The following is a 19,308-nucleotide window of genomic DNA, read 5'->3' on the forward strand; positions in this document are numbered from 1 at the left end:
GGTTTTCTGTTATCAATTCTGCTAAAAATTTGAGGATCATCTTTGATAATGTATTCTTTTTTATTAGAAAGATTTTGTTTATACATAAACCCGCATAAAGCCAGTAACAATAATGATAATATGAGTATTTTTTTTTTGAACAGATTTTTCATAGTTATTTATTCCAACCACCGTGTCCATAACAAGAATTAGCCTTACCCCTTGCACTGGGATCTCCACTTGCTGGACTTCCGTCCTTACAAAATCCCGTTGCACCAGTTTGATTTTGTTGGGGCGCAGCTTGTTGTTCTTGAGCTTGACGTTGAGCCTCAGCAGCGGCTTGTTGTTCTTGAGCTTGACGTTGAGCCTCAGCAGCGGCTTGTTGCTCTTGAGCCTGACGTTGAGCCTCAGCAGCCGCTTGTTGCTCTTGAGCTTGGCGTTGAGCCTCAGCTCGCTGTTTTTCTTCCGCAGCCTGTTTCGCTTTCATTTCTGCATTTTTTCGTTCTTCTTCTTTTCGTTGTGCTGCTTCAATTTCGTTTTTAGTTTTACTTGTTCCATCTGAATAATTCAAAGTAACATCATCTTGTACATTGAAAATATAAACATTAAATTTTATATCGTCAGATTTAATTGATTGAGCCATCAAGTGAACTCCACGTGCTAGAAGTTCATCACCACGGAAGACAGGTGTGACTGAGTACCTTACATAGTTATCTTTACTTTTTTCAAGATAGTACTTGATATCCATTTCAAAACGAAGCATTTCTGGATTGTTTAATTGAGCTGTTCCAGTTATAAGGTTTTTCCAGTTATCGTTTTCTCCAGAAAGGGCATATCCAATCAAATGAGATCGATTATAAAGATATCCTTTGTTGATTTTCTTATTATGCCATCCTGTAGGTTTCACATTAGAAATATCTCCACGTTTAGCTGTAGGCATTAAAGATTGATTTAACATAGCTTCTGCTGTTGTCGCACGGTTGAGTTGATCAAGATCGCCATATTTTTCCCATGCTTTGTTTGCTAATGATAAATCATCGACAGAAAAAGTAGGCTTATTATCATTAACTTCAATCGTTTGAGTTCCACTGTATTCTAAATTTGCAAGAGTAGTGTTATCCTGTTTCATTCGATTACCAAAAGAAACTAGTGCCTGTTTTTGCTTGTTTTTGTCATCTGTTGATTTTTTCTTATCTTCCTTTTCTTTGGACGAGCTTGAAGCAGATTTACTTTTTATCTTATTTGGCTGAGTGCTACTAATAGTTGTTTCTGCTGTCTTATGATCAGATGGTTCTGTTAACATACCACCTGCGATAAAAACTATAAAAGTTCCAAGAATAATGAAAAGCTCAGGTTTCTTTGGAGACTTTTTGAAAAAAGCTCTAATTAATCTTAAAACACCAAAAATAAATCCAAAAAACCCTACAAGTAATAGTAAATTGCCCATTTATATCCTCTATTTAATTCATTTCAACTATCTATCCATACCTCATAAGATAGTTTCTGGTTAATCATCTAACTAGGACTAGGTTATGAACTAAGGTAAAAGCTTTAAAAAAGCAGTTATAATACTAATAACTATCAACCCTAATCCACAAAAAAATATCAATAGTTCTTTTTTGTTCTTCTTTTTCCATACCCAGAATGTCCAAACGATGAGTCCTAAACCGTATAGAATAAGAAGTAAGCTAAGTGTTATTCTCAGGCTATAATCTTCAAACATTTGAATTCTCCTTTGAAAAACGACAAATAATCAAGCGGGTTAATGAGGTTTTTTAGTTTTCTGTAACCGAACCATCATAATGTACGAAAACACTTTTTACAGTATGCGTCATGGTTCCATCATTCGGATCGGTTGCTTTTACAAAATAGCCTCTTTCATCTTCATAAAGACAGCCCCATGTCCAGGCACCACCGTTGTCTCCAAACTGACTCTGAGCGATTTGAACAGCTTGTGCTTGGGATGTGACAACTTTCGGCGCACCGTGACCACCCTGAAATTCAGTTTGTTGCTTTGATTTTTGTCTCTCCGCTTCTAGTTGGTCTTTCTGATCTTGAGTGATGATATAGCCATTATCATCCATAGCTAACCCGTTTTCGCTTAAAGCCATGCCAAAAGCTTCCCATTCCTTATTTGTCCAGTTAACACGATCGGTTGGTGTAGATTTAAGAGTCCGTTGCTTCATTTCTTCATAGCTTTCTTCGTTTACTGTATTTGAAGAGGAGGTTGAGGAACCCGTAGAATTTTGAGTATTTGAATCAGCTGATGATGCAAAATTTGAAGGAGTAAGCTTCAATCCAGCAGAATCAGCATACTTTTGAACAAGGTCCTGTGACAAATCTCCATTGAATTGCATAAGGATCAATTTCTTTTCATTTGCTGCAGTATATGAGAAAGCCATAGCCGACGCTTTGCCAAGATCTTCATAGTAATCCTTTGTCTTAGTAAGATCTTTCTCTTTTTCAAATAAGAAAATTCGCGCATTCATAAATTCGCCTGAATCGTCTTTTTGAATGCCGAATATCTTAGCTTCTTTAGCATACATAGGGGCCATACCAAAATCTTCTTTAGTCATGGATCTAGCTCCATCAACTGCTAAACTATCTTTTTTGAACTTATTTAAAATGGACTCTAAATTTATTATCTCTTTTTTTTGACTCGAACTACTTGATGTAAGATTGGTTCTTGTCGAGTCTGTCGACTCAGCCTTCTTGCCACTAGAACAAGCTGACAGCAGAAGGGCAGAGAATACCAACAATGCAACACTAAATTTTTTCATGATTAATCCTCCACAACTTGAAGTCGAAGAAGCTGCGCTGCTTCCTTTTGATCTGCAGTAAATCTTATGACATGAAGAACGCCTTTTTTATCTAGTGTACGAACGTACAAGTTGGCGTAGACTCGACTCGATTTCATTGATCCGCCAATCAAAGCTCCAGCAGTTCCGGCTATTGCAGCACCTATTAGTGCTCCACCTACAGAGTTAGTTTTATCTGAAAAAGCAACTTTTTCAAGTAATAATTCCTCTTTTTTTCGACCTTGTTTTATGATAATTTTATTTGGTTGTTCTTGTATTATTTTTGTAATTTTGTTGCGTTTAAAAGTTTTATAAGTTGATTCTTCAATTACTCCAGTTGCAGAGAATGATTCAAAGTTCTTTTTCAAAGCATTGCTGTTCATTTTTTTAGCTTTTTTTTCTTCGACTTTTGCTATACGTTTTGGATCATCTTTCCACTCCTGAAAAGAGCCAACACTTTTTTCGGTCACGTTCTTAGTGACATCGAAAGTTTTTTTCCTAAACCCTTCCAATCAACCAATCAAATACCTCCTTTTAATCAAACCATTCGCAAACCCCTACAGTTCCATTTTCTCTGAAACGAATTGAATAATTTTTATATCTAAGACCTTGGCTATACTTTTTTGCGTAAGTTTGAATAGCCTTTGTAAAGGTATCCTCTGTAACAGCTAGAAATTCAGCACACTCCCAAACTTTCTCTAAGCGTTCATGATAGCAGTTAATTATATCTTTAGGGGACACTGCAAGCATGTATCCTGCATCTCTAGCTTTTTGTTCCTGCTGACATTTCTCAATAGAATCCTGTTCAATAATATTTCCATATGTGGTTAAATGGTGACCAATTTCCTCTGCTACTGTCCCGACTAATTCTTTACTTGACTGAAAAGGGCTAAGATAAATCACGTTGTCAATATACAATCCTTTTTGTTTATCGGGCAGCTTGGGTTCGAATTTATATTCGACACCGGGATACATTGCCATGAGTTCTTCTACATTATCCAAATAAGCACCTACTAACTGTGATCTCTTTGCTTTATATAGTCTATGAAGTTAAGGATCTCTTTCATTTCGTCATCTGTAACATCTTCATCTAAGTGAGCAGCAACCGTTTCGGCTCTATTTTTTTTTCTAATATCAGAAGAATCTATCCGTCCATGAAGAAAATCAAGAGACACTCCGAAGTAATCAGCTATCTTTTTCTGTATTTCGTCATCAGGTTTGCGTCTGCCTTGTTCGTAAGAAGAGTATGTTGTTCGAGCTACGCCTAATATTTTTGACATTTCTGCCTGAGTTAGTTTTTGCCGCTTTCTTAGTTCGGTAAGAGTCCGATTAAACATCTGCAACCTCCTTTTTCTATGCTTCGTTATGTACCAATATTACTACGCAATATGCGTCAAAAAAAGTATTATAAACAAATGTGTCAAAAAGAGTATTTATTTGTTGACGCGTGTCAAAAAGCGTAGTAATATAAATGTACGCAATATGACACATAAAGAGGGGGGAGAAATATGGATAACTGGTTAATCAATTTGCGAAATAAAAAGGAATTAACACAAGATGAAGTTGCTAAATTAGCTGAAATGCCAAGAACAACGTATTCTTCAATTGAACAAGGTAGACGTAGACCATCAGTTGAAAATGCTATGCGTATCGCGTCAGTATTAGGATTTGATTGGACGTATTTTTTTGAAAAGAAAGTACGCGAAACGACGCGTGATAAGGAGGTGGTCTGATGAAAGACAAACCACAAATGATTCGAGCATCAATTGATACACGATTCTTGAATCAATACATTAAAATGCTGATTCCTGCTATTCAACGTAAGTTTGATGTCGAACCAGGAATCGAAGGTTCGCTTTTTTCTGAGACGAATAGTATCGATGAAATGCATATCTTGTTTTTATCAACGGATGAACAAGCACAAGACATTTTCGATTTTATCAATTCAAAATGGCAATTCGAGAGTGAGCCTCAACTTATTTCATAACTACATTTTATGGTAGTTAAACTGCTATGAAAATTGACAACTGAATACAAAGGAGTGATGAAAATGGTCGTTTCAATGAATGAAAAACGAATAGCGACAATTTTTAGAAACGAGGTAGACCGTCAATCAATTAACCAAAGAGCCATGGCAATAGACATGAATGACTCTCCTCAAAATATAAGCCACAAATTGAATGGGCGACGTCGAATGGGGCTAGATGGAGTAATCGACATGGCTGAGTATCTTCAATCGCCTAACTTAGACTTTGAAGCAGCAGCTGAAATGTTTTATACGCCGAGACCACTTAACAGAAAGCGTCGAGATGATCATCCACTCTCAAAAATGGTCGGACAAGACAAAGAAGAAATGGAACGTATTGAAATTGAGAAGAAATTTGAGATATGGGATTTACTTTCAATACCAAATGCTGATTTAACGTCAATTGAACGAAACGAAATAAAAGATTGGCTACTCGAACTAGTGGATGAGATTTCTTCTGAAATAGCGGTTTTCACTTCTGCTTGTGATCGATACGGTTTTAATTCCAGAGAGGTCGTCAAGATGGGGGAGTCAAGAGAAAGGAATGATTAAATGCTTGCTTACACATTACCGGAATTAGCTAGCGAGTACAGAACGTCAAAAGATAACATTTACATTTTGGTCGACTTAGGTTTGATAAAGACAGTTCAATTTAGTTCTCAAAAACTGGTTAGTATACGTGAAGCCGAAAGGTTTTTATTCGAAAATGCAGGAAAAAGTTTTAGAAATGTGATTTCAGAAGAAAAACAGCGTAAAGAGTTATCAAAACTAAACAAAAATATTTTGGAAATGAAAAAGGAGGGAACAGCATGAAAAACAAAAAAATCGCACTAGGAGTTACCGCTGCATTGTTTCTAGGATCAACTGTAGGATTCGCCGCAGGCGTTGGTTTCTTCGATAACGCAACAACTGTTGAACAGAACATCTACAAACTGGCTAACATTGCTACGCAGAACAAACAGAAGGCGGCAGACGTCCAAAGCAAACTTGATCAAACGACTGGGCAACAAAAGAACCTTCAAGATCAACTAGACAGTTTGGAACAGCAATTAGCAAACAAACAAAACGAGGTCAATGCGAAGCAGTCTGAGATCGAAGCCAAACAACGCGAAGTCGAATCTAAGCAACAAGAAGTCACACAGAAACAGCAAGAGGCGGATAAGCTGCGTAACGAACTAACTAACGCTCAAAATGATTCAGCACAAAAAGACGCACGCATGGCGGAGTTAGCAAATTTGAGCCAACAAAAAGTAAACGAGTTGGGCCAGTAGGAGGCAGCAGCATGAAGAAAATAAAAATAATTCGTGGATTTGGAATAGCCTTTGTTGCCGGACTAATACTGATGCTGAAACTCAGCTCGATCCAATCGTTAAAGGTTTTAGTAATGATCATTTGCATAGCAGCAGCTAGCGTTTTGATCCCAACTACTATGATTTACGACGAGAAAGAATATGAACAACGCACAAAAAAAGAGACTTACTAGCCGGCAAGCAAAAGTAAGTCCCAATGGAATAACATTCTAGGAGGATTATATCATGTTTAATTACGATACCGCAATGGCAGATCCAGATAGTCATATTTTTGTAAATGTATCACAAAATGATGATAAAGACTCTCCTGATAATTTAGAAGGGTGGGCTGATGATGGTGAAAAAATCAACAATCGAAATGACGCACAACGAATGGCTTGAAGACAGAAGAAAAGGTATTGGCGGGTCTGATGTTGGAACTATTCTTGGATTGAATAAGTGGAAATCACCTTATCAACTATGGCTAGAGAAAACAGGACAAGTAGAACTGGATGAATCAAATAGCGAACCAGCCTATTGGGGCAATGTTTTAGAAGAAATAGTCGCAAAAGAATTTACTGAACGAACGGGAAAAAAAGTTCGGCGTCGCAATCAAGTATTTGAGCACGCGTTGCATCCATTTTTGAGAGCCAATATTGATCGAGATGTTGTCGGTGAAAATGCCATATTGGAATGTAAAACAGCGAATAGCTTCTTATCAAAAGAATGGGATGGCGAAGAGATCCCCATGAGTTATCTTTGTCAAATACAACATTACATGAATGTTTTAAATAGAGATTTCGCGTATGTCGCTGTCTTAATTGGTGGACAAAAGTTCATTTGGAAAAAGGTAGAACGGGATCAAGAATTGATTGACATAATAACTGAGCGACTAGTCGAATTTTGGGAAATCAATGTTGTTACAGGAATGGAACCACCTATCGATGGTAGCGATGCTACCGCCGAGTTTATAAAGAATCACTATTCAACAGAGGGAACCGAAGAAATCAGTTTATCTAGCGAATATGACGAATTGATCGAAAGTAAACGCGACCTAAAGAAATCAGAAAAGGAAATTCAGACTCAGATTAAGAAGATCAATAACCAAATAAAATCGGAACTTGGAAAAAATGATGCAGTGGTCGGTATAAGCCCTAAATTCATTGTCTCGTGGAAGTCACAAGAACGGACTTCACTTGATAAAAAGCTGTTAGCTGAGAAATATCCAGAAGTAGTAAAAGATTCTAGTATTTACAAAACGTCTAGTTTTAAACGACTAGCTGAAAAGGAGATCAAATAAATGGCCACAAATGATACTTTAAAAAATCAGTTAAGCGAACAGAAATCGCAAGAAGTCAGCGCTCAATCATTAGGGTTCAAAGCATTAATGAATACACCAACTATGAAAAAGAAGTTTCAGGATATTCTCCATGAGAAGTCAGATTCCTTCATGGGATCATTGATGACTTTAGTTGGAGGAGACAACTATCTTTCAAATGCAGAACCAATGACAATTATTGCTTCTGCATTGAAAGCTGCGACCATGGATTTACCCATTGATAAAAATTTAGGTTATGCATATGTCGTTCCATTTAATAGAAAAGAAAAAGTTGGAAAAGACTGGGTTACACATAATGAAGCGCAATTCATACTAGGATACAAGGGATATATTCAACTAGCCCAACGTTCTGGTCAGTACAAAGCATTGAACGCTTTAGAAGTGTATGAAGGTCAATTGATTGAATGGAATCCCCTAACAGAAGAGTTTATTTTTGATTATTCAGCCAAGGCTTCAGATAAAGTCATCGGTTATGTAGGTTTCTTCGAATTATTGAATGGATTTAAAAAAACAGTTTATTGGACGAAACAAGAAATCGAAGCTCATCGAATTAAAAATGCTAAAGGTTACGATAAAGAAAAATTAACAGGCGCTTGGAAAGATAACTATGATTCGATGGCCATAAAAACGGTACTACGTAATCTTCTTGCTAAATGGGGAATCTTGTCGGTAGAAATGCAGACAGCAGTGACTTCCGATGAAAAAGTATTTCGACTTGATGATAATGACGACTTGATTGAAGATACCGCATTGAATGAAGCTGAGCCAATCGAAACTGATAGAAAAGAAGCAGAAAAGGTTGATGAAAAACCGACCAATGAAAATCAAACTGCTCTATTTAACGATAAGCAACCACCATTGAAAGACGATGAATACCCATTTTAATAGAGGGAGTTTTCTCCCTCTTGACTATTAGATAGAAAGGAGGTCTCGTTTTGGACTACATCAGACAGATTAATGCCTTCGAAAATTGGCTTGAATATAACGAGCTCGGTGCTGGTCCCCAACTGCTTTGGTATAAGCTCATGGCAATAGCAAACAAAAGTGGATGGCAGAGCGAATTATCGATCGCCAATACAAGGCTACAATCAATGACTAAAACGTCTGAGAAAACTTTGATTAACAACAGAAATCAGTTAATCCAAACTGGACTCCTTCAATATAAAAAGAGAGGACGTACGAAAGCAGGGTTGTATGTTTTATCTGATATAACTGGAAATTTTCCAGTAAAAACGAAAGTAAATAATCTCACTACTGGAAAAACTACAGTAGATTCTACAGTAAATGTGAAAGTAAATCCTACAGTAAATAGTTCAGTAGATTCTACAGTAAAACCCTCAGCTTATATAAACAATACAATACAAGACAAAACAAAAGATAATCATGATGATGAAAAATCACCTCTTCGTGTAGCAAACGAATACTGGGGTCAAAATCGACCACTGAACAGCGTTCTGCAGGATGCGATTTTGAGATGGTGTAATCAATGGCCAAACGAGATGGTCGTTTATGCACTGGAACTGACCTATCTCAATTCAGTTGATGTCAAAGGGGTGAAGCCTTATGTCAGTGTCATATTGAGTAAATGGTCTGAAAAAAATATAGACACTTTGGAAAAAGCCAAAGCTAATACAAAACCCAAAAAGACAGGGCATTCAAACAAAAGAGTAGAACAACTGCCGGATCACATTGCCAATCCACCGAAAGAAATTCCTTTTGATCCAGCTAAGGAAGCGGAACTCGATAGAAAATTACAAGAATATTTAAGTAAGGAGTGAGCACATGACTATTCGTAAACGAACCAAATACGGCAACAAAAAAGTTTATCGTTACGGTCATTGGTTCGATTCAATCGCTGAAGCTGACTATTATCCTACCGCCGTTGCCTACGCGAAAGAGTATGGCTATGAGCTGAAACTTCAGGATCGCGTTGATATTCTGCCGACTTTAAAGCTAAACGAGTGGTCGATTAAAAAGACGCAGTACGTCGCTGATTACTCCTTTTATCACCGTGGTGAAATCGTTCGCCTTGTGGATGTAAAAGGCGTAGAGACAAAAGATTTCCGCTTGAAAGCCAAGATGATCGCTAGAGAGATAGGCATAGTAATTGTCCTAGCAAAAAAGACCAGATATGGATTTGTACACTACCCTTTCAATATGCCAACAAGCAAGAGAAAAGAGGTTCGCTTATGAGTAAAATGAATAGCCAACGCTTAGAGATGGTCCTACTCTATATCGACAACTTTATAAAAGAACATGATTATCCACCGACAATTCGACAAATATCAAAAAACACAGGAATCCCTTCCACTTCAACTGTCAGCGCCTATCTCTGGCAATTGAAAGCCATGAACCTATTAAAAATTGAACCAGGAGCTTTCAGAACTATCCGGATGACCGAAAGTGGAAGAGATCGCGTCAAGGAGTTGAAGTGTTCATGAAAATGACAGATAAAGAGCGTTTTAGACATCTGATGGCCCATCCGAATTATTGGAAAGACGAGACAATCGAGAAAGAGGCTAATGCGCTAGGTAAGAAAATCTGGAACCAATCATCAAAAAGACCAAGAAAAATGATCCAAGTGAGTCTTGGAGATAAGGTCGTTTTAACTGGAACTTGTGTTGAAATAGCGCAACGGTCAAATCTCTCTGAAACACATATTCAGAACTTAGCCAGACAAAACGGAATGGATAGTTTTGGAAAAACGTATAGGTATCTGGAGGGGCCACTATGAAGTTATGGGAGCGTCGGAGAATTGATCGACAAGTACGCTTGTTTATCAAATCTATGCCTGAGAACTATAAAATTTATACGCCCAAAGAGCAAATTATTAACGAAATTCTAGCAGAAAATGACTGGTTTATAAATATTTCAAAGCCTATGGAAGTGATTCGGGAGGAAGTAGAAAAGCAATTTGATATGTATGTGAGCTGAACTTGAAAGGGTGATAATCATGGAAATGAAAGAGCAGTTTATAAATTCTGTCATTCGTAACATGGAGCCTGAACTTGAAGTTAATCAACTTAAGAAATTGAAAATTGTACTGACTATTAATCTAAATAATGTAAGTGTCGAGAAAGAAAGCAGGGATTTGGTAATATTCGACCAAGCTAGTGACTCTGCAGCGTATAAGCAGTATTTTGTTTCGATGAAGCTCCGTGGCCTTTCGCGAGGTACGATCGAGCTTGCAATGAGGACAATCGACCGCTTTAATCGCTGGGCAAAGCGAAAATATTCAGAAGTAACAACACAAGACATTCGCTTATATATTGCTCAAAGAGACATGGCTGATCATTTATCATCAGCAACTCTAGATAGAGAACGTGGTGCAATCTGTCGATTCTTCAAATGGTTGTTCGAAGAAGAATACATTACGAAAGATCCTGGCCGAAGAGTCGAAAAGATAAAAGTCGAGAAACGACTTAAGAAGGCATTCACACCAGTAGAAGTCGAACTGATGCGAAATGCATGTATCAAACCTAAGGAAAAGGCAACGTTTGAATTATTGTTATCAACTGGTTGCCGTGTTACCGAGCTAACTTTGTTAGCTATGGAGAATTACGACCAACAAAGAGGGACCATTACAGTAATTGGAAAAGGCAATAAGGAGCGCACGGTCTTCGTCAACGCTCGCGCTAAAGTGGCAATTGATAATTACTTAATGATCAAACCGCATTTTGAAGGTTCGATCATATGCGGACTGCATGGAGTTGGAACACAGATGACTTCGAACGGCATTCAGAAAATGGTCAAAGAGATTGCAAAGCGTGCTCATGTAGCTCACGCACATCCGCATAAATTCCGAAGAACTGCAGCAACGTTTGCTCTGAAGAGAGGAATGAGCTTAAACGATGTAAGACGCTTTCTTGGACACACGGATGTAGATACGACGCTACAATATATTGATACTAGCGGATCGGATCTGAAGTTAGAACATGAAAAGTTTGTCGCATAAAAGCTCATAAGTATGGGGCTATCAAGTAAGTTTAGGGAAGTGAATACTATGTTTCTCAAAGGAGCAAATATTGATCGGGAAGAATTGCTACAAATCGTTGTAGATGATTATGTGAGTGCAAAAAGCAACTATTCAAATACATTATTAGGTCAACCGAGAGAAATCACTTATGCAGAAGGCAAGCTGTTCGGTGTGTGTATGGCTTTAGGAATAAATTATGAGATAAAAAACAAAGTGATTGTGTTTAAAACGTTTCTCAACGAGAAAGTCATTTTAGAATTGCCTTTTGAGCCAGAAAAACCGTTTTAAAAGTTCCGCAATCGGAGAAAATCAGATGTTATCGGCGTTGTCGGGTCTTGTCGGCGTTGCCGGTCACAAACGGAGAAGATCGTGTCAGGAGGATAAATTTTGAACTTGTATTTCGATACAAAAGTTTTTAGAGAGCATAAAAAAGCTATAGAGATCAAGCAATCTAAGGTTGATCATAGACGATTCATTGACCGTTCGAATCGCAAACAGATTTGTCGAAAAAAGAATAGACGTGTCCAATCTATACGTTAGTGGGAATAACTTACAGAATTCATTTTTTTAAACGGCTCCAAAAAAATGATAGTCCATAGAAAATAAAAATCCCGAAAATCCATCGAACATAATCAAAGAATATTTCCGAAAAACTAGGGTCATACGAAAGATGACGATTATATTTTTGAAGTAGCAACGTTATAGGAAGAATAAGAGAAATAAAGAAAATCAATAAAAGTTTTTTGATAACTTTGGTTTTCATAATTTCACCTCAATATACTTTTCACCAATTATACAATTATTTTCTGTAATCAGGAAGAAAAATTAAGAAGAACTACGTTAAGGACGGGTATAACGGAAATAGGCAGCGGACCGCGCGCTGCCATGAATAAAACTTGTTTTCCGTTAAGAGGTGCCATGAGAGAAATTTCTTTGCGGTCTTGATGGCACGAGAAAAAAGTATCATCAAGATTTGAATACGTAAAGAATATTCTCTTAAGAAGAGCATAAAAATATCATGTAACCACGCCATTTACGTAGGAAAAAAATAGACCGACTCAAATTGAATCGGTCTAATAAATTAACTTAATTCTAATTATCATATTTGGCCTTTAAGGCATCATATTTATGATAAAAAGCACTGTTTAATCTGGTGTATTCGATTGGTTGATTGGGAAGTAATGGTGGTTCCTTGGTGAAAGACAGTCCATTTTTGAATGCTCTTACCCAGTCACAGTGGAAAACAGAGAGGTGGTCTAACATAGAGATTTGTAATTGTGATAAATCTCTATAGCTTGATGCATGAAGTATTGATTTTAGATTTTTGTAATCTTCTTCGGTGGTAAACATGAGACATCCTCCTTTCAAGTTATATGATTTAGATAAAGTATAGCATCATATCAGGGTTTATGGGCGTCTAAGATTTTTCTAATGTAATCGAAAATAAGACTTAAATGAACAAGGTAAACGGTATCTCTTTTGTGAGTAAAACAATTTTTCTTGAAGGGAGAATAAATGAAAATACTAGAACTATTTGCGGGCACCCGATCAGTTGGCAAAGCATTTGAGGCAGCCGGACATGAAGTTTACTCGATCGAGTGGGATAAAAAACATGAAAATATCGACTGGTACGCTGATATCTCGAAAATACAAGCAAATGAAATATTGGTTAGGTTTGGACGGCCTGATGTGATTTGGGCAAGTCCTGACTGTACATCATATAGTGTAGCAGCTATCAGCCACCATCGAACCAGAGAGTCAGATGGAAACCTGATGGCCAAGTCGGAATATGCTTCGTTTTGTGATTTGACAAATCAGCATGTTTTGAAGCTGATAAAGGACTTGAATCCAAAGCTTTACTTCATTGAGAATCCGCGCGGCGGACTGAGAAAAATGAGATTTATGCAGCAACTGCCGCGGTACACAGTGACCTATTGCCAGTATGGCGATACGAGAATGAAACCAACGGATATTTGGACCAATCATCCTGATCCGAAATTCAAGCTACCATGCAAAAATGGAGCGCCCTGTCATGTGGCTGCGCCTCGAGGAAGCCAGACTGGAACACAAGGTATCAAAGGAAGCGTAGACCGTTCCCGAATACCTAAAGAGTTATGCGAGCATATTGTGAATATCAGCGAAGAGTACGTGGCGAGTGGAGCGCTGAAAAAAGTGAACTAACTCAGCCATTGACAGAAAGACCCCATGTTAATCATGGGGTCACTCAAATATTAAATTATTTGGTTTTTCTCTTTTATAACTAAGTCAACCATTTTTTCAACTACTGATTTCATTGAAGCTTTAGCTAGAGACTTAAATCGTTCACTTGAAACGTATTCAGCAATTTGATCAACAATTATTGCACCCACAGTCAACAAAGCTTTAGCTAAATATTTCATTAATGGATTAGACATTTTTAGTCTCCTTTTTTAATTCTTTAAATATTTTTTTTAGAAGCTTATTTTTAGTGTGTTCTTCTAAGAAGTCATATGCAGATACTAACAACTCTTTCTTAGAAATATTTTTATCTAATTCGACATCACTTTTTAAAGAATAGTATAAAGCAGCAGGTTTAATGTCCAGTTCTTTGCTAAAGGTGGAAAGTTTCTTATCTATTTCCTTTTGAACCTTTATTTCAAACTCGGTATTGTCGACTTTCTCTGGGATTTTTTCTTTATATTCAGCAAGCTTATTATCAATACTATGGCGAGCATCTTTGACGCTTTTCTGTTTGAAAACTTCAACTTCATAAATAATGTCTTGTAGTTTTTCATTGGTCATTTAAAATCCACCACCCTTTATTTTTATCACTATAGTACATGTATTTTTTACGAATACTCAGTCCAACTAATATAATCAAGGTTTATTATATTATAATTTCTTTGAATAATAAATGTAAAATCCCAAATTGAATTAACAAGGAGTAAGCTAAATCAGACGGCAGCAGAATAAAAAAGACTGACTATTACTAGTCTTAAATATTACCTTTCGACCGTTTTGTAGCGAGTACTAAATTTAAAATAAAATTCAGAAAAAATAATAAACTGGTAATTTTCAGTACAGTGCTTACGCCTTTTGAGAATAATAAAAGTAGACAACAAACAAAATTTACTATAGCAATAAAGAAATAAAAATTTAGTATAGACTTTTTTTTCAAAGTGAGCACTCCTTTATAATTAAATACTTTTTTGAGTTTATCATGAATAATTGATAAGTGGAAAGTTAAATCAGTTATCATTATTGTTTAATCAACTAACCGACCCAACTGCATAGAAAAAGGCAACCAGTGGTCGGTTGCCAGTGAGCTAGTTGAAATATGCTTGCGCCCATTGAAGGAAAAGCCCAGCTCACAACGATTATATCACAAAAAAAACACCAAGCTTTCGCTCAGTGCTAAACGTTATCTAGTCAATAACATTATAGCACAAGGAGCGGATGACATGATAGCGCTATTGAGAGAAGTCGATTTTTACCAAACAAAATGCAATGCAAGAAAAACATTGAAAAATTATCGTAAGTGGGTACGGATTGCTGGCAAATCAATGATAGATATTAAATCACCAGTCATGTCTGATATGCCAAAAGGTGATAGATGGGGAAACAAGGCAGAAGATGGAATGATTCAGTTCATAGAAGCTGAAGCTGAAAGAGATGCCATTCTAGCAGCTTTGATGTCTTTGGGTATAACAAGTCGCCAAGTTCTCTATTACCGCTACTGTATACCTGATGGTTATTCTAATTTTAAAATAAGTCGTGGAATCGGCTACTCTGAGCGCAGCGTCGAAAGACTAATGTCTGAAGCTCTGATTGAATTTGCTGAAGCTTATAAAAAAGGCAGATTGATCGCATATCGTTAAACTATTATTTTGGCGGTTTTTTGCGGGATATTTGGCGGTTTAAACACATTTTTCTGCTATATACTAGTATTATCAAATTTGTATATTTACAGCTAGTTAGACGAACAATCATCTTAACTAACTGTTGATATAGAGAGCAATTTAATTGTTTATAGGCTACTCACAATAACCTATAAAAAGAAGGAGGTGAACAGCCTCTTCTCGTGATTATTCTTAACGATCTGACGGCACACAAAAAAATATAGAAGGAAGTGAATAGCTCCTCTTCCTTTAAACTTCACGTGCCGTCTTTATGTCACTGTGGCGGACTGGGGAAATGCAGAGGATATGCACAAGGTGTGTACGACTCGTTAGCAAGGTTCGAATCCTTGCCAGTGACTTAGGGAGGACTTAGTAAACCGGCCAACGCTAAGCATCTGACCCGAAAGCATATGCTAGGAGGTAGCTCCTCCGAGTTGACGTGTAGCATCATTGGTGATGCATCTGACTGTTAGAGTTGGAGATGAGGTCGGTTCGATCCCGGTCACGTCAATAAAGAACCTACGGAAACAATCAATCTTGTCGGATGCCGATTGATTGGCTACATTTATCAGCGTGCTGGGACTCAGTTAAAAGGCATAGAATACTATCTCAGACGTGAGACGCTCTCAGTTGTAGGTTAGGGGGGATTGACAGAGGCTCATTAGTGCCAGCTGAAATTTAAACTAATGGCGTAGCAACCGAGGATAGGTGGATATGCGGAGAGTATAACTCGTGTAGGTTGCTTAATACATATAATAGGTTAGATGTGACTCGGCATTGCTGTACGGTGTAAATCCGTTTTAGTACCAGCACAGGATCGGAAACGTCCCTGCCTGTGCAATACATAATCAAGATCGCTTCGGCGGTCTTTTATTTTGGGAGTGAAATTGATCATGAAAGCTAGAAAGAAACCAGTAATAGTTGATGTGGTTTTATTTGACCGTAAGAAAGCAGAAAGCAACTTTGCTAAAGATTATCCAATGGTGGTCGATATGGCTACTATGACAACGGCACACGGAACGATAGAACGCGAAGACCGTTTTTATATTCGGACTCTAGAAGGACCAATGACGGTCTCTGAAGGGGATTACATTATCGAGGGTGTACAAGGAGAATTCTATCCCTGCAAACCAGATATTTTTCAACAGACATATGATTTTATTTAGCAGTCTCCTCGTGAGGCTGTTTTCATTTTGCGCACAAAAAAAGAGGGCTACTGTTTCCGCAATAGTCCTCAATGTAACAAGTATAAAAATATTATCATTACAGAAATGATAATTCAATACAAAAAAGACCACTGCTCGGTAAAGCAATGGTCTAACGCAGGATAAAAATTGGTTACAACTAAAGTTTACGACTTTAGAACCTTTATGGCAACAAAATAGACCGCTGTTTCCGCAGCGGCCAAGTGAAAAAACAAATTTTTAAAAAGGATGATACATAGAAATTATATCATTGTAACGCTTACAGGACAATGCGGAAAAGGAATATAAAAATGAGAAACTATTGGTATGTGTCACTAAACAATAAATATCCTTTACCAATGAGAGGTCAACATAAACGGGTGGTGATGTCTGTTCAGATGAAGGCGAAGTATTCGATCGTAGAAATGATCAGGGAAGCAACACCAGTTGAGGTTGATCAGTGCAAGATGGTCTATTGTGGGTTTGGTTATTGGAAAGAGGATCATATTCAAGAGAACATTAGTAAATACATATAGAAAGGTGGTGGCGCAGATGTGGAAAAACGAGAGTTAGCCTTTAAATTATATAAAGAGAGTAATGGACAAAAACCATTAATAGAAATCGCTAAGGAAATAGACGCGTCACCGGGAACGGTACGAGGATGGAAGTCCAGATATAAATGGGATGAAGCGTTAGGCACAAAGATTCGTGAAACGCAACGTAGCGTTACACGTAACGTTGCAAAATTTGAAACGTCTAAATTGGTGATTGATAATGACAATCTGACAGAACAACAAAAAATGTTCTGTCTCTTTTATTTGCAGCACTTCAATGCGACAAAAGCGTATCAGCAAGCTTATGACGTTGATTACAAGACAGCTAATGCAAACGGAAGCAGGCTGCTAGTAAATGCTAGTGTTAAAGAAGAGTTGCATAAGCTCAAAAGGGAACTGCAACAAGACACATTTGTTACAGCTAAAGACTTAGTAAAAGAATATGTTAAGCAGGCTTTTTCAGACATTACCGACTTTACTGAGTTCGGCAATCAGACAAGAGTAGAAACTGAGCTTGACGAGAATATGAAGCCTGTACCTGTGTTAGACCCAGAAACAGGTGAACCAATAACTTACTTAACAACGTTTGTGGCCCTAAAAAACTCAGATGAGGTTGACGGAACGCTTATTCAGGAAGTCAAAAAAGGTAAAGATGGCGTCTCAGTTAAGTTATATGACAAACAAAAAGCCATGAGTGAGTTAATGAAATACCTTGGCGGCGATGCACTAAGAGAAGCACAATTATCTAAAATAACTGGAAACGATGGAACTACTGATGATCAAGAGACTTGGAAACAAGCAGTAATTTCTGCAGCAAACAAGCGGGCGGTGAAAGAAGATGAGTAATGCTTTCGTTCCATTTGCTAATATAGGGGCTGCAATAGATTATTACTACGATAAGCCTGTTGCTTTTTGTGAGGACATCCTACATTTTGTTCCTGATGAATGGCAGGAGGATGTTTTGAACGATTTAGCGGAGTTCCCTAAAGTTTCTGTTAGATCCGGTCAAGGGGTTGGGAAAACAGCGTTAGAAGCTGGAGCTATTCTTTGGTTCTTGACCTGTAGACCTTATGCGAAGGTAATCGCTACTGCTCCGACAATGAAACAACTCTATGATGTTCTTTGGGCAGAGGTCGCAAAGTGGCTTAACAATAGTTTGATCAAAGATTTACTGAAGTGGACTAAGACAAAAGTCTATATGGTTGGCGATTCAGAGCGATGGTTTGCTACAGCACGTACAGCGACTAAACCGGAGAATATGCAATGATTCCACGAAGATCATATGTTTATTGTTGTCGACGAGGCGTCAGGGGTCTCCGATCAGATCATGGAGGCTATTCTTGGTACATTATCAGGTTTCGATAATAAACTTCTGATGTGTGGTAATCCAAACAATATCGAAGGTGTATTTTACGATTCACACAATTCAGATAGAGATAAATACCGGGTTCATAAAGTTTCGAGCTATGACAGCAAACGAACGAATAAAGAGAACATCAATATGATTCTCAGTAAGTATGGACAGGATAGCGACGTTGCTCGTGTGCGGATATATGGAGAGTTTCCGAAGGGTGCACTCGATTCCTTTATTAGTCTGGAAATAGTTGAATTTGCAAAGGATATTAATATTCCTGAATCAGAATTAAAACTTTTAAAAGAAGGCCATATCGGTGTCGATGTGGCTCGTTTTGGTGATGACTCAACAATCATTTTTCCGAGAATGGGTGCTAAGGCACTTCCGTTTGAAAAATACAGTAAGCAAGATACGATGCAAACGACTGGTCGAGTATTGAAAGCGGCAAAACGGATGATGTCTGATTACCCTAATATTAATAAAGTATTCATAAAGGTTGATGATACAGGCGTCGGAGGTGGCGTCACCGATCGTTTAAAAGAGATTATTAGTGAAGAAAAATTACCATATAAAGTTATACCTGTTAATAATGGAGAATCTTCAACAGATGATTACTATGCAAATAAGGGTACTCAAATTTGGGGAGATATAAAGGAGTTACTTGAACAGAATATTTCAAACTCAGTTAATGACATAGAAGCAGCAATTGAATTACCTGATAATGCTAATTTGATCAAAGAATTGAGCACCCGCAAATTCAAAATGACAAGTAACGGAAAGATAAGGCTTGAGAGTAAAGAAGATATGAAAAAAAGGAATGTAGGTAGCCCTGATATCGCTGATGCTTTAACACTGGCATTTTATGAGCCACCTAGTCGAGTTGCTAAAATCAAAAATCGTCCATCATGGATGAACTAAAGAAGGTGAAAAA

Annotated in this window: 32 protein-coding genes and 1 tRNA gene; 24 read left to right on the forward strand and 9 right to left on the reverse strand. The window is 37.5% G+C overall.

What is annotated here, in order from left to right; genetic code table 11:
• Positions 1-154 precede the first annotated feature (154 nt).
• The 6 genes from A5868_RS07170 to A5868_RS07195 form a co-directional block, all read right to left on the reverse strand.
• Positions 155-1,426 (reverse strand): DNA/RNA non-specific endonuclease, encoded by a 1,272-nt coding sequence (locus A5868_RS07170; RefSeq protein ID WP_254911047.1) that lies wholly within the window; start codon positions 1,424-1,426, stop codon positions 155-157.
• A gap of 90 nt (positions 1,427-1,516) precedes the next feature.
• Positions 1,517-1,702 carry a hypothetical protein gene (locus A5868_RS07175; protein ID WP_086304072.1) on the reverse strand — a complete coding sequence of 62 codons (186 nt, stop codon included), beginning with the start codon at positions 1,700-1,702 and terminating at the stop codon, positions 1,517-1,519.
• A gap of 52 nt (positions 1,703-1,754) precedes the next feature.
• Positions 1,755-2,759 (reverse strand): hypothetical protein, encoded by a 1,005-nt coding sequence (locus A5868_RS07180; protein ID WP_086304070.1) that lies wholly within the window; start codon positions 2,757-2,759, stop codon positions 1,755-1,757.
• 2 nt (positions 2,760-2,761) lie between these two features.
• On the reverse strand, positions 2,762-3,247 hold the full coding sequence (locus tag A5868_RS07185; protein ID WP_254908301.1) for a hypothetical protein: 486 nt from the start codon (positions 3,245-3,247) through the stop codon (positions 2,762-2,764).
• A gap of 64 nt (positions 3,248-3,311) precedes the next feature.
• Positions 3,312-3,779, reverse strand: a complete 468-nt coding sequence (locus tag A5868_RS07190) for a toxin (protein WP_086304068.1) — start codon at positions 3,777-3,779, stop codon at positions 3,312-3,314.
• Between the two features lie 11 nt (positions 3,780-3,790).
• The gene (locus A5868_RS07195; RefSeq protein WP_086304066.1) at positions 3,791-4,114 is read right to left on the reverse strand and encodes a helix-turn-helix domain-containing protein; all 324 of its coding nucleotides are present in this window, start codon (positions 4,112-4,114) and stop codon (positions 3,791-3,793) included.
• 171 nt (positions 4,115-4,285) lie between these two features.
• Here A5868_RS07195 and A5868_RS07200 point away from each other — a divergent pair, with 171 nt between their 5' ends.
• The 16 genes from A5868_RS07200 to A5868_RS07270 all read left to right on the forward strand — a co-directional run bounded on the left by A5868_RS07200 (position 4,286) and on the right by A5868_RS07270 (position 11,695).
• Positions 4,286-4,510 (forward strand): helix-turn-helix transcriptional regulator, encoded by a 225-nt coding sequence (locus A5868_RS07200; RefSeq protein ID WP_086304064.1) that lies wholly within the window; start codon positions 4,286-4,288, stop codon positions 4,508-4,510.
• The gene (locus tag A5868_RS07205; protein ID WP_086304062.1) at positions 4,510-4,764 is read left to right on the forward strand and encodes a hypothetical protein; all 255 of its coding nucleotides are present in this window, start codon (positions 4,510-4,512) and stop codon (positions 4,762-4,764) included. Before A5868_RS07200 ends, A5868_RS07205 begins: the two co-directional genes overlap by 1 nt.
• 63 nt (positions 4,765-4,827) lie before the next feature.
• Complete coding sequence (locus tag A5868_RS07210; RefSeq protein WP_010778518.1) at positions 4,828-5,355, forward strand: hypothetical protein; 528 nt, start codon at positions 4,828-4,830, stop codon at positions 5,353-5,355.
• Positions 5,356-5,616: a hypothetical protein gene (locus A5868_RS07215; RefSeq protein ID WP_086304060.1), complete on the forward strand. Its 261-nt coding sequence runs from the start codon at positions 5,356-5,358 to the stop codon at positions 5,614-5,616.
• Positions 5,613-6,074, forward strand: a complete 462-nt coding sequence (locus tag A5868_RS07220) for a hypothetical protein (protein ID WP_087654123.1) — start codon at positions 5,613-5,615, stop codon at positions 6,072-6,074. Before A5868_RS07215 ends, A5868_RS07220 begins: the two co-directional genes overlap by 4 nt.
• An 11-nt stretch (positions 6,075-6,085) precedes the next feature.
• Positions 6,086-6,286 (forward strand): hypothetical protein, encoded by a 201-nt coding sequence (locus A5868_RS07225; RefSeq protein WP_086304058.1) that lies wholly within the window; start codon positions 6,086-6,088, stop codon positions 6,284-6,286.
• Positions 6,287-6,338: 52 nt separating this feature from the next.
• Positions 6,339-6,494, forward strand: coding sequence for a hypothetical protein (locus tag A5868_RS18980; RefSeq protein ID WP_176281306.1), 156 nt, complete (start codon positions 6,339-6,341; stop codon positions 6,492-6,494).
• Complete coding sequence (locus tag A5868_RS07230; RefSeq protein ID WP_176281322.1) at positions 6,451-7,392, forward strand: YqaJ viral recombinase family nuclease; 942 nt, start codon at positions 6,451-6,453, stop codon at positions 7,390-7,392. The genes A5868_RS18980 and A5868_RS07230 overlap by 44 nt, the downstream gene beginning before the upstream one ends.
• Positions 7,393-8,316 carry a recombinase RecT gene (locus A5868_RS07235; RefSeq protein WP_086304053.1) on the forward strand — a complete coding sequence of 308 codons (924 nt, stop codon included), beginning with the start codon at positions 7,393-7,395 and terminating at the stop codon, positions 8,314-8,316.
• A gap of 50 nt (positions 8,317-8,366) precedes the next feature.
• Positions 8,367-9,209, forward strand: a complete 843-nt coding sequence (locus A5868_RS07240) for a DnaD domain protein (RefSeq protein WP_086304051.1) — start codon at positions 8,367-8,369, stop codon at positions 9,207-9,209.
• Between the two features lie 4 nt (positions 9,210-9,213).
• Complete coding sequence (locus A5868_RS07245) at positions 9,214-9,624, forward strand: DUF1064 domain-containing protein (protein WP_086304048.1); 411 nt, start codon at positions 9,214-9,216, stop codon at positions 9,622-9,624.
• The gene (locus A5868_RS07250; RefSeq protein ID WP_086304046.1) at positions 9,621-9,872 is read left to right on the forward strand and encodes a LexA family protein; all 252 of its coding nucleotides are present in this window, start codon (positions 9,621-9,623) and stop codon (positions 9,870-9,872) included. Before A5868_RS07245 ends, A5868_RS07250 begins: the two co-directional genes overlap by 4 nt.
• Positions 9,869-10,165 (forward strand): hypothetical protein, encoded by a 297-nt coding sequence (locus A5868_RS07255; RefSeq protein WP_086304043.1) that lies wholly within the window; start codon positions 9,869-9,871, stop codon positions 10,163-10,165. Before A5868_RS07250 ends, A5868_RS07255 begins: the two co-directional genes overlap by 4 nt.
• Positions 10,162-10,365 carry a hypothetical protein gene (locus A5868_RS07260; protein WP_086304041.1) on the forward strand — a complete coding sequence of 68 codons (204 nt, stop codon included), beginning with the start codon at positions 10,162-10,164 and terminating at the stop codon, positions 10,363-10,365. Before A5868_RS07255 ends, A5868_RS07260 begins: the two co-directional genes overlap by 4 nt.
• 19 nt (positions 10,366-10,384) lie before the next feature.
• Positions 10,385-11,386 carry a tyrosine-type recombinase/integrase gene (locus A5868_RS07265; protein WP_086304039.1) on the forward strand — a complete coding sequence of 334 codons (1,002 nt, stop codon included), beginning with the start codon at positions 10,385-10,387 and terminating at the stop codon, positions 11,384-11,386.
• 48 nt (positions 11,387-11,434) lie between these two features.
• Entirely contained in the window at positions 11,435-11,695 is a 261-nt protein-coding gene (locus tag A5868_RS07270; RefSeq protein ID WP_086304037.1) for a hypothetical protein, read from the forward strand.
• Between the two features lie 804 nt (positions 11,696-12,499).
• Here the strand turns inward: A5868_RS07270 and A5868_RS07280 are convergent.
• A complete protein-coding gene (locus A5868_RS07280) occupies positions 12,500-12,757 on the reverse strand; it encodes a hypothetical protein (protein WP_087654125.1) in 258 nt (85 codons plus the stop codon).
• 165 nt (positions 12,758-12,922) lie between these two features.
• Between A5868_RS07280 and A5868_RS07285 the strand changes: the two genes are divergently transcribed.
• Entirely contained in the window at positions 12,923-13,588 is a 666-nt protein-coding gene (locus A5868_RS07285; protein WP_087654126.1) for a DNA cytosine methyltransferase, read from the forward strand.
• A gap of 50 nt (positions 13,589-13,638) precedes the next feature.
• On the opposite strand, the gene A5868_RS07290 is transcribed toward A5868_RS07285, so the two are convergent.
• Positions 13,639-13,821 carry a hypothetical protein gene (locus A5868_RS07290; protein WP_087654127.1) on the reverse strand — a complete coding sequence of 61 codons (183 nt, stop codon included), beginning with the start codon at positions 13,819-13,821 and terminating at the stop codon, positions 13,639-13,641.
• Complete coding sequence (locus A5868_RS07295; protein ID WP_087654128.1) at positions 13,814-14,188, reverse strand: hypothetical protein; 375 nt, start codon at positions 14,186-14,188, stop codon at positions 13,814-13,816. Before A5868_RS07295 ends, A5868_RS07290 begins: the two co-directional genes overlap by 8 nt.
• A 659-nt stretch (positions 14,189-14,847) precedes the next feature.
• Between A5868_RS07295 and A5868_RS07300 the strand changes: the two genes are divergently transcribed.
• The 7 genes from A5868_RS07300 (at position 14,848) to A5868_RS07325 (ending at position 19,295) form a co-directional block, all read left to right on the forward strand.
• Entirely contained in the window at positions 14,848-15,264 is a 417-nt protein-coding gene (locus A5868_RS07300) for an ArpU family phage packaging/lysis transcriptional regulator (protein ID WP_087654129.1), read from the forward strand.
• A 456-nt stretch (positions 15,265-15,720) separates the two neighbouring features.
• Positions 15,721-15,796 (forward strand) — tRNA-OTHER (locus A5868_RS07305).
• A gap of 379 nt (positions 15,797-16,175) precedes the next feature.
• Entirely contained in the window at positions 16,176-16,451 is a 276-nt protein-coding gene (locus A5868_RS07310) for a hypothetical protein (RefSeq protein ID WP_441316143.1), read from the forward strand.
• 329 nt (positions 16,452-16,780) lie between these two features.
• Positions 16,781-17,005 carry a hypothetical protein gene (locus A5868_RS07315; RefSeq protein WP_086304033.1) on the forward strand — a complete coding sequence of 75 codons (225 nt, stop codon included), beginning with the start codon at positions 16,781-16,783 and terminating at the stop codon, positions 17,003-17,005.
• A gap of 18 nt (positions 17,006-17,023) precedes the next feature.
• Complete coding sequence (locus A5868_RS07320) at positions 17,024-17,869, forward strand: terminase small subunit (RefSeq protein WP_086304031.1); 846 nt, start codon at positions 17,024-17,026, stop codon at positions 17,867-17,869.
• Positions 17,862-18,290 (forward strand): DEAD/DEAH box helicase family protein, encoded by a 429-nt coding sequence (locus A5868_RS19345; RefSeq protein WP_254908300.1) that lies wholly within the window; start codon positions 17,862-17,864, stop codon positions 18,288-18,290. The genes A5868_RS07320 and A5868_RS19345 overlap by 8 nt, the downstream gene beginning before the upstream one ends.
• A 60-nt stretch (positions 18,291-18,350) precedes the next feature.
• Positions 18,351-19,295: a hypothetical protein gene (locus tag A5868_RS07325; protein WP_254908299.1), complete on the forward strand. Its 945-nt coding sequence runs from the start codon at positions 18,351-18,353 to the stop codon at positions 19,293-19,295.
• Positions 19,296-19,308: the final 13 nt, after the last annotated feature.

The organism is Enterococcus sp. 12F9_DIV0723, from assembly GCF_002174375.1.
Classification (GTDB): Bacteria; Bacillota; Bacilli; order Lactobacillales; family Enterococcaceae; genus Enterococcus_A; species Enterococcus_A gilvus.